The following is a 12878-nucleotide window of genomic DNA, read 5'->3' as shown; positions in this document are numbered from 1 at the left end:
TCGGGCGGTCGCAGCACCTGGAGCGCCGACGACACCGCGATCCCCACGCCGAGCGCGGCCACGACGAAGCGCCACCGCCACAGCACCCCGCGCCACGCGACCTTGACCGGCCGCCTGCGCCGCTCCAGCGGCGGTACCCCGCCGTCTACCCATCCCCGCACGGGGGCGACGCTAGGCGCGCGTCCCGAGGTCGCGGGACCCACGCGGCCGGCGCTGTGGACGACCGCACCCCGCTCGGGGCTGGGGTCGGGTCGCGCCTACCAGTGCGGGGGCTTGTCCTGGCGCAGCCGGTCGTCGTTGTCGTCGCGGCCGCCGCCCCAGCCGAGGTCGGAGTCGTCGGCGCTGCGGGCCGCGAGCAGCGCATCCGACGAGCGGTCCGGCACCGGGGCAGCCGTCGTCCCGGCGAGGGGCGTCGCGGTGGCCGACGTGGAGGCGGCAGATGCCGGAGCGCCCGACGTCGGGGCGCCGGCCGTGCGGGCGGGCGGCGCCGGGAACGCGCTGCGGAGCACGGTCTCGTCGGTGCCGACGGTGCCCGACGGGCGCACGGCCCGACGCGGCCGACGCGCGGTCGGCGTGGGAGCCCCCGTCGCGCCCGCTGCCCCTCGCTCGTGGTGGTCGCCGCCCATACGCCGATCATCCCACCGGGCGGGCGCGGGAGCCGTCAGCTCAGCGCGCGGGCGATGGCGGCGCGGACGGCCGTGTCGATGCGGTACGAGCGACGCGTGACGCCGAGCTCGTCGCGCAGCTCGGCGGCAAGGTCGTCGCGCGTGCGCTCCACGCCGTCCGACGTCAGCCACGCGACGAGGTCGTCGAGCTGGTCGTCGCTGTAGGCGGCGATCGGCAGGCCGCGGCGCACGTCGGGACGCGGGAGCGTCCGCACGGGCAGCGCGGGCTGCTCGGAGCGGACGACCGCGAGGGGCCGCGACACGGGCGGGGCCTCGACCGTGGGGTCGGGAGCCGTCGCCGCACCACCGGGCGTCGTCATGGCGGCGGACGTCGTGCTGCGCGTGACCTCGGGCATCGGCGCGCGGGACTTGCGACCGCGCCCCTGGCGTCGGCGCGCACGGCCCCGGGCCTCGTCAGCCGCGGGCTCGGCCTCGGCCGTGTGCTCGACCGGCTCGTTCTCCGGTCGACCGTTGCCGACGGGGACGTGGCCGACGGCCGCGGCCCCGGCTGCGTTCGCAGCGGTCGGCGAGCTCTCCACCTGCTCGGGCCGGACGACCTCGGAGGCGGCGACGGCATCCAGGTCCGGGACACCTCCGACGGAGAGAACGACATCCGCGGCCGGGACACCCCCGGTGGACGGGACGGCATCCGCGGCCGGGACGATCTCGGCGGCGGGCACCACGGCCTGCCCGACGACGTCCGCGGGCACGTCGGTCGTCGCGGCCGCGAGAGCCCCCGCGTCCCGAGCGGCGGCGCGTGCCGGGCGTTCGGCGCCCAGCGCACGCTCGTCGTCGGTCCACGACTGCGGCAGGCCGATCACGGCGGTCCCGGTGCGGGGCTCGACCGGCGCGGGGACGGCGGCGTGCACGTGCCGACGGATGCGGTCGACCTCGGCGTCGGGGTCGAGGAACGCGGCGGCGGACCACACCCGCACGACGGTCCACCCGAGCCGCTCGAGCCGGTCGGCCGTGAGCCGCTCACGGACGCGCACGCTCGGCTCGGCGACGTAGGCCTCGTCGTCCGTGAGCACCGCGACGAGCATCCGGCCCGGGAGCGACGGGTGCCCGACGACCATCGGGATGCGCTGCCCGCCGGGCACGCCGTAGTCCAGCTCGACGATCAGGCCGTGCCGCCACAGGCGCTCGGCGAGGTCCACGAGGAGACGGTCCGGGTCGACGGCGTGCGACGCGGGAGCGGTCTGGCCGGTGCCGCGCTCGGCGGCGAACGCCAGCAGGTCGTGCAGGAGGCGCGGGCCGTCGCCGCGCAGGCGCTCGGTGTCGAGGTCGTCGGCGCCGAAGCACGAGACGACGACGAGCCGGTGCCGTGTCGAGCCGAGCGTGTCGAGCAGGAGCGCGGCGCCGCCGGGGCCGGACAGGGCGCCGAACGTGTGCAGCACGCGGCGGTGCGGCGTGCGCCCCAGGCCCAGCGACAGGATCACGGCCTCCCGGTGCAGGCCCGCGACGCCCGTGAGGTCGGTGACGACGAACGGCTCGGGCCGCGCGGGGTCGAAGAACGCGGCGAGCGCGGGGTTGGTGCGGACCTCGTCGAGCACGGCCTCGCGGACGGCCTCCGCGTGCGCGGGCGTGACCGTGACGACCGCGAGCGACTCCTCGGGGCGGCTCAGCACGTGCTCGAGCACGAGGTCGACGACGTGCGCGACCTCGGCGGTCGTCGTCTCGACCACCCCGGACGTCTGCCCGGGCATGCCGGTGCCGTCGACGACCTCGAGGCGCACCAGCGGCCGGCTCGTGGGCAGCGGCGTCGCGACGAGCGCGTCGCCGTACCCGTGCTCGGCGAGGAACGTGGTGAGGTACGGGTCGCGCGCGACCGAGTCGGCGCGCAGCGTGGCGCGCGGCAGGACGGCCGCGAGCTCGCGCACCGCGCTGCCGGACGCGCACCGGGCGTCGCCGACGACGACGACCTGCCGCCCCCGGGCGAGCGCGGCGAGCGCGACCTCGGTGGACAGGTGCGCCGCGGCACCGAGCACGACGAGGTCGACGGTGCGGGACGCAGGCAGCACCTGCGGCACCAGCATGGGGCTCGCGACGAGCACGGGACGCAGCCGCCGCACCACGTCGGGGTAGCGCGCGAACGTGTCGCGCAGCGACGTGATGCGCTCCTCGACGAGCTCGGCGAACAGCTCCTCGGCCTGCTCGCGGTGCCGGCGCAGCACGGCGCTGACCTGCGCCGCGACCGCGGACCGGACGGGCAGCGCGAGGCTCGCGACGTGCGCGCGGTCGAGCTCGGCGTAGCGCGCCGTCATGGCCCCGAGCGTCTCGCCGTCGTAGCCCGCGAGCGCGGGGTCCTGCGCGAGGATCTGCTCGATCACCGTGCTCCACCACGCGAGCTCGAGCTCGGCGGGTGCGGCCTGGGGTGCGACGCGCCGCTCGGCGAGGTCGTCGACGAGGTCACCGAGGCCCGCGGCGCGCAGGCCGTGGAGCAGCCCGGTGCGGTCGGGCAGCGTCTCGAGCGCGTCCTGGGTGCCGCGCAGGCGCGCGAGCCGCTCGGTGAGCGCGGTCAGCGGAGTCGCGCACAGACCGGCGCCTGCGGGGGTCGTCGCGAGCACCTCGTCGAGCGCCTCGAGGTCCTCCCGGATCCCCCGGTACTCGCTCTCGAGCGCCTCGAGCCCCTCGGGCAGTCGCGGCCAGCCGCCGCTCGGGCAGTGGGCCTGCCAGATCTCGCGGCGCGCCTGGACCTCGACGAGCGCGGCGTGCAAGTCGGCGACGGGGCGTCCGGGACGCACCATGTCGCGTGCCTGGCGCCGCAGCCGGCGCCGCAGCCAGAAGCCCATGGTCACGCCGTGCTCGGCCCGCCACTGCTTGGTCGCGGTCGCGGCGACCAGGTCGGCGGCGGTCCGCTCGAACACGATCGGGAGGAACAGGTCGAGCGACGCGCGGACGCCGTCGAGCATGCGCAGCTGCTCGCCCCAGGCGTCGACGGTCTCGGCGGGCAGCAGGCCCGTCTCGGTGTCGACCTGCACGCTGCGCTCGGCGAGGCGCGGGAGAGTGTCGTCGAGCAGGCGCGTCAGACGACGACGCGCGACGTCGGCGTCGGCGTGCGTGCGCAGGTCCGCGCCGTACCAGGGGGTGTCCCCCGGCCGCACGGAGTACGCCCCGAGCTCCCCCGCGCGGCGCAGGTCGGCCGCGAGGCGGGAGCGCGTGGCGTCGTCGAGCGCGCTCGCCACGTCGGGGGTGAGCCGCACGCTCGTGCGGGGTGCGGGCCGGGTCGAGGTGAGCCGCGCGAGGTGCTGCAGTGCGTCGTAGGCGGAGACCCCGAACGGCTCGCGGGACGTGTGCAGGCTCGTCACGTAGCCGCGCAGCGCCTCGCGGTGGCCCACGAGGTCCGAGCGCAGGGCCTGGACGCCGCGCACGTCGACGACGGGCGCCTCGACGGTCATCGCGCCCAGCAGGCGGCGGGTCGCCGCGGTGCGCCAGCCCGCCTCGGGCGCGATGTCGAGCAGCAGGTCGTGCAGGCCGTGCGCCGCGAGCCGCTCGGTGAGCGCGACGGCCGCCCGCCGGTGGCCGGGCACGTAGAGCACGGTGCGTCCGGCGGCTGCGGCGTCGGCGACGATCGCGGCGATGGTCCCGGACTCGTCCGCACCCGTCGGGCTGTCGACGAACAGGTGCGACCCGGTCGCGACGACGTCGAGCACGTGCTGCTGCGCGGGGTCGAGGTCGCCGACGCCGCGCTCGTGCGCGGGGTCCCGGTCGCCCTCGACCACGGCGGGCAGTGGCTGGTGCAGGCGCGCGAGGTCCGCCTCGACGCCCGCGAGCGCGGTGAGCACCTCGTGGTGCGCGGCGCCCGCGGCGAGGTTGTCGAGGTCGTCGACGAGCACCTGGCCCGGGTGGACGAACGTGCCGACGACGACGCGCTCGGTCATCGCGAAGTCCTCGAGCACGGCCTCGCCGAGGGAGGCGAGCCGCTGCAGCGCGCTGCGCGGGTCGAACCCGCCTGGCGTGAACGCGCCGCGCGCGACCGCCGCGGGGTCGAGCAGGGCCCCGCGCGAGCGCAGGGCGCGGGCCAGGACCGGGTTGACCTCGAGCGACGGCTCGAGCGCGAGCTCGTAGTCGCTCTCCCCCGTGCCGCGGGCACGCAGCGCGACGGGTCGCAGCAGCACGGGCGCGTGCAGCCGGCGGGGCTCGGCCGGGGCCTGGTCGGGCGACGCGGCGGGCGACTGCGCGCGCGTGACGCTCGCGAGGGCGACGACGTCGTCCTGCCCCACCTGACCCGCGGTGCGCTCCGTCCACGTCGCGACGCCGATCGCGAGCGACGTGGGCGCGATGCCGTACCGCTGCTCGTAGGCCGCTGCGCGCGAGCCGACCGCGCGGGCTCGTCGTCGTGCGGCCGAGAGCGCCGCACCCTCGCGCACGAGGTTCGACAGGCGCGTCTCGCGCCCCGCGAAGAGCTGCGCCATGCCTGACGGGTGCGCGGCGGACAGGTCGAGCGCGGCCTCGCCGAGCAGGTCGATGTCCGCGAGCGTCGAGCCGCCCGCGGCCTCCACGAGCGAGCCGCGCCACGTGGCGAGCGCGCTCTCGACGAGCTCCGCGTCGGACGGGGGCTCGACGAGCGCGACAGGTCCGCCGGTCTGCTCGTCGGCCGACGACGCGTCGCCCGAGGCGGGTCCGGCGGTCGGGGTGGTCGTGGGGTCGGCCTCGTCAGGGCCGGGCCCGTGGTCCGAGCCGGCTCCCGTGGCAGAGGCACGCGCGGGGACGGTCACTCTGCGACGGTAAGCGCTGGCGTGTCAGGCTCGGCCGTGACGCGCCGAGGGCGCACGAGTTGTCCGCCTTCAGTGGTGACGATCCGCATGATCGCGCGGCTCGCATCGATACGGCCCCGCTCGGCGACCGGGCCCGGAGACGCGAGAGGCGGCCGCGGATGATCGCGGCCGCCTCTCGGACGTAAGAACGGTGCGCACCGCGCAGGGGGCAGGCGATGCGCACCGTCGGGAGTCATCATGCGTCATACCTGAGCTGCTGGTCAACCGTCCAGTCCATGATTTCGCAGAATGTCACGAAGGTGCCGTTCGCTCCCTCACCCGAGTGGCACAGCACCCCAGGTCAACGGCCGAGGGACCCAGGTGATCGACGCAACGGATGCCACGGGCCGGAGCCCGCACGGTAGGTCGCACGTCTCAGCGGCCGCCCGGGAGCCGGGTGTTGGATGAACGTCATGGCCACCGCGGGCACCACCGCGCCCACCCGGAGCACGCTGAGCGTCCCGACCATGGCGATGCTCGTCGTCGGGTCGATGGTCGGCGCCGGGGTGTTCTCGCTGCCCCGGCAGTTCGCGCAGTCGACGGGCGCCGCGGGCGCGCTGGTCGCGTGGGGCGTGGCGGGCGCCGGCACGCTCATGCTCGCGCTCGTGTTCCAGATGCTCGCGGTGCGCCGGCCCGACCTCGACGCGGGCGTGTACGCCTACGCCAAGGCGGGGTTCGGCGAGTACCTCGGGTTCTTCTCCGTGTTCGGGTACTGGGCGTCCGCGTGCGTCGGCAACGTGACGTACTGGGTGCTGATCACCTCGACGCTCGGCGCGGTGTTCCCCGCGCTCGGCTCGGGCGACACGTTCCTCGCTGTGGCGGTCGGCAGCGCCGGTCTGTGGCTGTTCTTCGCGATCGTCCGGCGCGGCATCCAGGAGGCCACCGCGGTCAACCGCGTCGTCACCGTCGCCAAGCTCGTGCCCATCGTCGTGTTCGTCGTGCTCGCCGTCGTCGCGTTCGACCCCGCGGTCTTCGCCGACAACTGGGGCGGCTCGCCCGGCTCGGGCACGCTGCTCGACCAGGTGCGCGGCACCATGCTCGTCACCGTCTTCGTCTTCCTGGGCGTCGAGGGCGCGAGCACGTTCTCGCGCCACGCGCGCCGCCGCCAGGACGTCGGGCGCGCCACGCTCCTGGGGTTCGGCTCGGTGTTCGCGCTGTTCGCGTCCGTGACGATCGTGTCCTACGGGATCCTGCCGGCCGACGAGATCGCGCAGCTCGAGGAGCCGTCGATGGGCGGCGTGCTCGACGCCGCGTTCGGCTCGTGGGGCACCACGTTCGTCTCCGCGGGCCTCGTCGTATCCGTGCTCGGCGCGTACCTCGCGTGGACGCTCATGGCCGCCGAGGTGCTGTTCGTCGCGGCACGCGACGGGGACATGCCCCGGTTCCTGCGCACGACGAACGAGCACGACGCGCCCGTGCCCGCACTCCTGATGTCCACCGCGCTCGCCCAGGCCGTGCTGCTGCTCACGCTCGCCTCGGAGCGCGCGTTCGACTTCGCGCTCGAGCTCACCGGCGCGCTCGTGCTCATCCCCTACCTGCTCGCCGCCGCGTACGGCGTGCGACTGCTCCGCCGCGACCGCAGCCCGCGCGGCCAGCTCGTCGTCGCGACGCTCGCGACGCTCTACACCGCGTGGCTGCTGTTTGCGGCCGGGATCGACCACCTGCTCGTCGTGTTCGTCGTCTACGCGCCCGCCTCCGTGCTGTTCGTCCTCACGCGCGGCGAGCAGGGCCGTCGCTGGTTCTCCCCCCGCGAGCGCGTCGTGCTCGCCGTCTCCCTGCTGGGCGCGGCCGCGGGCCTCGTCGCGCTGTTCACGGGACTGATCGCGCTGTAGGTGCGCCCCACCCGACGTGGGAGGTCAGGAGCGCCGCGCCCGTCGGGCGAGCCGAAGCACCCGACCGACGCGCCTGCTCAGAGCTCTTCCCAGCAAACCTGCTGGTCATAGCGCCCCCGAGCGGGGACCCTGTTCTGCTACGTTCCTCCCGGTTTCAGCGCAGCTGCGCGCGCTGGAGCCGAGCTCTACGCCTTGGGCGCAGACCTCAACCGAACACAGGGGGAAGCATGCGACGGCACATCGCCATCATTCTGACCACGGTTGCGCTGACGGGAATCGGAGCAGCCGCCGCGCAGGCAGCGAGCTCCGGGTCGTACGCCAGCATCTCAGTCACCGGTGCAACCGTGACGAACGGGAGCTACAACTTCTTCTACGGAGCCCACGACTGCGTGCAAGGGTCCTGCCTGTACTACACGCGCATCACTGGAACCCTCTCGGTGACCAAGGGAGACGCGCACCTGCAGGCCAAGTCTGACGGCTACGGCTACGTCTCGATCTGGGACAAGTCAGGCACCGAGACGGTCAACTTCGCGAAGTCCCTGAGCCCGGGCGACGTGCGCTACGCCGACCAGTTCACGCTCCAGCTCTGCCACGAGAAGGTCCTCTGGGACGAGTGCAAGTCTCGAGTGGTCAACCGCTAGTGGACGATCCCGCGACGAACGCGCTCGTCGTCGAGGGCCTGTGCGTCGACCTCGGGGGGCAGCCCGTGCTGTCGTCCGTGAACCTCACGCTGCCGGCTGCGACCACGGTCGCCGTCACCGGGCCGTCCGGTGCGGGCAAGTCGACCCTGCTCAACGCGCTCGGCGGCCTGCAGCCCGCTGCGCGCGGACGGGTCGTCGTCGCGGGTCGCGACCTGAACCGCCTGTCCGACGACGAGCGCGCGGAGCTCCGGCTGCGGGAGGTCGGGTTCGTCCTGCAGTCCTCGGGCCTCGTGCCGGAGCTCAGCCTCCAGGAGAACATCGCACTGCCGCTCGAGCTCGCCGGGATGCGCAGGCGCGGTGTGCGGGACCGGGTCGCGGAGGTCGTCGCGCAGCTCGGGCTCACGACGTGCGCCAGCCGCAGGCCCAGCGAGGTCTCCGGTGGGCAGGCGCAGCGCGCCGCAGTCGCCCGCGCCGTCGCCGCCCGACCGTCGGTCGTGCTGGCGGACGAGCCCACGGGCGCGCTCGACTCCACCAACCGCGAGATCGTGCTCGACCTTCTCCTGGAGCAGGTCGAGCGGTGCGGCTCGCTGCTCGTGCTCGTCACGCACGACCCGCAGGTCGCGGCGCGCTGCGCGCGGCAGGTGCGCATCGTCGACGGCCGGGTCGCGGCGGGTGTCGGAGCAGCAGGTGGGTGACCTGCGGCTCGCGCTTCGGCTCGTGCGCGGGGGCCGTCGCACGGAGGCCGTGCGGCTCACCGTGCTCGCCGTCGGGGTCGCGCTCGCGGTCCTCGGGGTGCTCGTCGGGACGACGGTGCCGCGCGTGAGCGCGGACGCGGCCTCGGCCGCCGCGGCGCGCACGCGCGTCGTGGCGGGGCCCGGTGCACCCACGACGTCCGAGCTGCGGGTCCTCGTCAGTGACGACCGTCTCGGGCGTCGGCCGTGGACGCACGCCGTCGTGACGGGCACCCGCGACGACGCCCCGCTGCCTCCGGGGCTCGTGCGCTGGCCGCGCCCGGGCGAGACGATCGTGTCGCCCGCCCTGAGCCGCGCCCTGCTGGAGCACCCGGACGTGAGCGTGCCGGGCGTCGTACCCGAGCACATCGGCGCGGCAGGCCTGACCGGCCCTGACGAGCTCGTGTCCTGGACGGTGCTGCCCGCGGGCTCGCCGCCGCTGCCGGCCGAGCCCGTCATCGCGTTCGGCGGGCCCGTGGTCACGTCCTCGACCCCGGCGAGGGTGCGGGCGACCGAGATCACCGTGCTCGTCGTGTGCCCCGCGGCGCTGCTCCTCGCGCTCGGGGTGCGGGCCTGCGCGGGTGCCCGGGTGGCCCGCACGCGTGCGCTCGTGCTCGCGGGGATGAGCCCGCGCCGGTGCGCGCGGGTCTTCGGGTGGGAGATGGCGGCCGTCGCCGTCGTGGGCGCGTGCGCGGGCGTCGCCGCCGCGCGCGTCGTGCACCCCTGGCTCGGGTCCTGCGGGTTGCTCGGCCGGCGCTGGTTCCCCGAGCAGGGCGCCGTGCCGGTGCTCCTCGAGGTGCTGCTGACCGTCACGGTCGCGCTCGTCGTGCTCGTCGTCGCGCGGCGCACCATGCGCTCCCAGGCCGGCGGGACCCGGCAGCACCGCCTGCCGAGCCCGCGCGTCGCGCTGCTCGGCTACGTCCTCGGCGTGCCCGCCGCGGCGTGCCTGGCGTGGCTGTGCGTCCGACTCGCGTCGCACCCGGGCGACCAGGGCGCCCCGGACTCCGCGGTCGTGGCCTCGATGGTCGCAAGCTGCACCGCGGCCCTCGCGGTCGTGGTCGCCGCACCGCACGCGGTCCACACGGTGACCACGTGGCTCGCCGACCGGCTCGCTGCGCGCGCCACCCGGCCCGACGTCCGGCTCGGGCTGCGCGGCGCGGGCTGGCACGCGCACGCGACGGGAAGGTGCGCCGCGCTCGCGGCGGTGCTCGTGATGACGAGCGCGTACGGCACGGGGCTGCTGGTCGCGCTCGACCGCGACGCGCACGGACCCTCGGCGGGTATCGAGGTCGACCTGTCCACGACAACCGCGGCCCAGCGGGACGCGCTCGCGGGCCTCGGCCTGAGCGTCGCGACGGTCGAGCGCACGGGCGCGGACGCGAGCGACGGACCGTGGACGGGCCTCGACGCCGGGTGGGTGACCTTCGCGGTGTCCGACGAGACCGCGGCTGCCGTCACGTCCCGGATCCACCGCCTGCTCCCGGAGCTGGTGCTGCGGGCGGGCGCGGACGACGCCGACCTGGTGGCCTACGCGGACGAGCAGACGGGTGTGGTCCGGGCGGGGCTGGCCGTCGGCACGGGCCTGGTGAGCGCCGCGTTGGTCGTGTGCCTGCTCGAGGTCTGGTGGTCCCGGCGGCGCACCACCGCCGCGCTGGGTGCGATCGGCACGCCGCGGCGGGCCATGCGCGTCGTCGCGGTCACGCAGATGGCCGCGCCCGTGCTGGTCACCACGGCGGTCGGCGTGGGCGTCGGGGTCCTCGGTGGCTGGACCGCCGTCGCCTACGCGGGCACGGCCGACATGCTCGACCCCGCGGTCGTCGGCGCCGCGGTGCTGCCTGCGGTCGCCGCGATCGCGCTCGTCGCAGCCGTGGCGTGGGTGGCCGGAGGTCGCCCGGCACCGCCGGGGTCCCTCGCCGACCTGTGACGCGCACGCGCCGCGAACGGCCGGTCAGGCCGCGCCACGGCGCCTCAGGCGGCGAGCGTGTGGCTGGTCGCGGGGGTGACCTGTGTCCGTGCGGGGACGACCGCCTCCGCGGGGACACGTGTGTCGTCCGCGACGTGCGCGCCGGCTCCGACCGAGACGCGCGTCGCGAGCCGCGCGTCCGACCCGATCACGGCGCCGCGCCCGACGTGCACGTGCGTGCCGAGCTGCGCGTGCGGTCCGACGACCGCACCGGGCTCGACCCAGACGTGGGCCCCGATGTGCGCTCCGCCGCCGATCGTCGCGCCCGGGTCGACCCAGGCGGTCTCGGCGACATAGGTGGTGGGATCGACGGTCGCGGCCATCGCCACGAGTCCGCCGCCGTTGTCGTGCCGGCGGTAGCGGACGGTCACGCCGTCTTCGGTCTCGAGCTCTTCGTATCGTTTCTTCATGGCGTCGACAAGAACGATTCGACCCCGCCCGATGTTCCCACCGCTCGCTCGGAGAGCCGCGGCAGGCGCTGGGCCCAGGCTGCGCTTACGCGGACAGGGTGCGGGGCGACGTGCGGGGGGCGATGAGAGCGCGGACCTCGGCGCCCGCGTAGCGGCGGTGGCCGCCGAGGGTGCGGATGGCGGTGAGCCGGCCGGCGCGCGCCCAGCGCGTGACGGTCTTCGGGTCGACGCCGAACAGGCTCGCGACCTCGTGCGGGGTCAGCAATTCGGCCTCGTCAAGGCGTGCGTCAGTCATGGTGTCTCCCCCCGGGGCGGCGTGCGGACCGCCCTCGTCGTGGCGGGACGGTGTACCGGCCGTCCCGATCTGTCAGTCACTGACAAATATGACACGAACGGGCGAAATCTGCACCCCTTTGCTCTAAAGTGAGACCTATGCCCCACCAGGAGACCTCGCTGCGAGACCGCAAGCGCCGTGCCGTTCAGGACGAGGTGACGCGCGCGGCGATCGAGCTCTTCATCGCGAACGGCTTCGACGAGACCCCCGTGGAGAAGATCGCGGCCGCGGTCGGGATGTCCGAGCGCACGTTCTTCCGGTACTTCTCGACCAAGGACGACGTGCTCGAGCGCCTGTCGGCGCACTGGCGCACGCACACCACGCAGCTGCTCGTCGACAGGCCGGCCGACGAGCCCACCTGGATCGCGATCCGTCGTGCCCTCGACGCCTTCGTCGAGAGCACGACCACCGACGACTTCGCGCTCCCCCTGCTGCGCCTGCTGTACACGACGCCCCACCTGTACGGCCGCCACATGCTCAAGATGCGACTCTGGCGCGAGGGCTTCGTCGCCGCGATCCAGCAGCGCAGGCCGGACGAGGCCGAGCAGACCGTCAGGATCCAGGCCGCCGTCGCCGTGGCGTGCTTCGAGTCGGCGCGCGAGGCGTGGGTCGCCTGCGACGGCGAGCGCCCGTTGGCCGAGCTGCTCGACGCGGCGATGGCTGAGGTCTGGCCGATCGCCTGACCTCAGCCACCGCGCGGCGCAGCAACCGCTCGCCGGACGCCGGGTGTCACGCCGGGCGGCGGGCGCCGGCTCAGATGAGTCTCCACCACCTCACTTCGGCGCTGTGCTCGCACTGCGGGCACGGCGGGAGCGCCTCGTCGTCGTTGAGCTCGACGGTGTGACCACACGCGTCCAAGAACTTGCCCTTACCCGGCTTCGCCCCGATGGAGAACACCGGCATCACCTCCTTGTGATGCCCTAGACCTACTCCTGCGCGGCGGGGCGGCGCCTGGGACCAAAGGCCGCTCTGCGCGCGTCAGGGCGCGTCGCGACCGGCGAGTCGCCTGGTCGGGTGGTCTCGCGCGGGCGTGCGGCGGTGCGGGTCAGGCCGCGCGGTCTCGTCGGGCCGGACCGGTCCGGACGACGAGCGTCACGCCCAGCACGACGAGGACGAGGCCGACCGCCGCCCACGGCCACGGGCTGAACAGCTCGGTGCAGCTCTGGCTCGTCGCGGTCGACGTGCACGCCTCGCCCGGGCCCGCGCGGTTCTCCCACGCCACCCACAGCGGCAGCAGGCCGGCACCGACGAGCGCCGCGGGCCACCCGGACGCACGGCGACGCACGACCAGCACGACGACGAGCGCGAGCCCGACGGGCACGAGGAACACCCCGAGGACGCTGACGACGAACGACAGGCACAGCCCCGCGAGCGCCCACAGCCCGAGCACCCAGCCGGGACGGGCGGCGGTCGTCTGCGGCGTCGCGGGCGCGTGGGAGACCATGCGGTCACCCTCGCACCCGCGGGCGGCCACGACAACGGGCGGCTACCCGGCGACCGCGGTTCAGCCCTGGCGGCGCTGGTCCCCGCCACGCGCGGCCGGCG

11 protein-coding genes are annotated in these 12878 nt (G+C 75.3%); 5 read left to right on the top strand and 6 right to left on the bottom strand.

The genetic code is table 11. The annotated features are described in order from the left end of the window. Window positions 1-257: 257 nt before the first annotated feature. Together CWIS_RS18205 and CWIS_RS00130 are read right to left on the bottom strand one after the other, a co-directional pair. Complete coding sequence (locus tag CWIS_RS18205) at window positions 258-545, bottom strand: hypothetical protein (RefSeq protein WP_141370684.1); 288 nt, start codon at window positions 543-545, stop codon at window positions 258-260. A 116-nt stretch (window positions 546-661) separates the two neighbouring features. Beyond that, a complete protein-coding gene (locus CWIS_RS00130) occupies window positions 662-5383 on the bottom strand; it encodes a hypothetical protein (protein WP_048341191.1) in 4722 nt (1573 codons plus the stop codon). 443 nt (window positions 5384-5826) lie between these two features. On the opposite strand from CWIS_RS00130, the gene CWIS_RS00125 reads away from it, so the two are divergent. The 4 genes from CWIS_RS00125 (at window position 5827) to CWIS_RS00110 (ending at window position 10550) form a co-directional block, all read left to right on the top strand. Further along, window positions 5827-7254, top strand: a complete 1428-nt coding sequence (locus tag CWIS_RS00125) for a basic amino acid/polyamine antiporter (protein ID WP_307722639.1) — start codon at window positions 5827-5829, stop codon at window positions 7252-7254. A gap of 344 nt (window positions 7255-7598) precedes the next feature. Continuing rightward, entirely contained in the window at window positions 7599-7895 is a 297-nt protein-coding gene (locus tag CWIS_RS00120; RefSeq protein WP_141370686.1) for a hypothetical protein, read from the top strand. Beyond that, window positions 7895-8590, top strand: coding sequence for an ABC transporter ATP-binding protein (locus CWIS_RS00115; RefSeq protein ID WP_048341189.1), 696 nt, complete (start codon window positions 7895-7897; stop codon window positions 8588-8590). The genes CWIS_RS00120 and CWIS_RS00115 overlap by 1 nt, the downstream gene beginning before the upstream one ends. Beyond that, entirely contained in the window at window positions 8568-10550 is a 1983-nt protein-coding gene (locus CWIS_RS00110; protein WP_048341188.1) for a hypothetical protein, read from the top strand. The genes CWIS_RS00115 and CWIS_RS00110 overlap by 23 nt, the downstream gene beginning before the upstream one ends. A gap of 44 nt (window positions 10551-10594) precedes the next feature. On the opposite strand, the gene CWIS_RS00105 is transcribed toward CWIS_RS00110, so the two are convergent. Together CWIS_RS00105 and CWIS_RS00100 are read right to left on the bottom strand one after the other, a co-directional pair. After that, complete coding sequence (locus tag CWIS_RS00105; RefSeq protein WP_048341187.1) at window positions 10595-10999, bottom strand: transferase; 405 nt, start codon at window positions 10997-10999, stop codon at window positions 10595-10597. A gap of 85 nt (window positions 11000-11084) precedes the next feature. Further along, the gene (locus CWIS_RS00100) at window positions 11085-11294 is read right to left on the bottom strand and encodes a BldC family transcriptional regulator (RefSeq protein ID WP_048341186.1); all 210 of its coding nucleotides are present in this window, start codon (window positions 11292-11294) and stop codon (window positions 11085-11087) included. Between the two features lie 137 nt (window positions 11295-11431). Between CWIS_RS00100 and CWIS_RS00095 the strand changes: the two genes are divergently transcribed. Then, window positions 11432-12016 (top strand): TetR family transcriptional regulator, encoded by a 585-nt coding sequence (locus CWIS_RS00095; RefSeq protein ID WP_048341185.1) that lies wholly within the window; start codon window positions 11432-11434, stop codon window positions 12014-12016. 70 nt (window positions 12017-12086) lie between these two features. Here the strand turns inward: CWIS_RS00095 and CWIS_RS18195 are convergent, their stop codons facing one another. After that, window positions 12087-12230 carry a hypothetical protein gene (locus CWIS_RS18195; protein WP_156186494.1) on the bottom strand — a complete coding sequence of 48 codons (144 nt, stop codon included), beginning with the start codon at window positions 12228-12230 and terminating at the stop codon, window positions 12087-12089. A 148-nt stretch (window positions 12231-12378) separates the two neighbouring features. Continuing rightward, window positions 12379-12777, bottom strand: coding sequence for a hypothetical protein (locus CWIS_RS00090; protein WP_048341184.1), 399 nt, complete (start codon window positions 12775-12777; stop codon window positions 12379-12381). Window positions 12778-12878: the final 101 nt, after the last annotated feature.

It is taken from the genome of Cellulomonas sp. A375-1, from assembly GCF_001040865.1.
GTDB classification, from domain to species: Bacteria; Actinomycetota; Actinomycetes; order Actinomycetales; family Cellulomonadaceae; genus Cellulomonas; species Cellulomonas gelida.
Note: the sequence above shows the minus strand (reverse complement) of the source record. Positions and strands in the feature narration are given on the sequence as shown.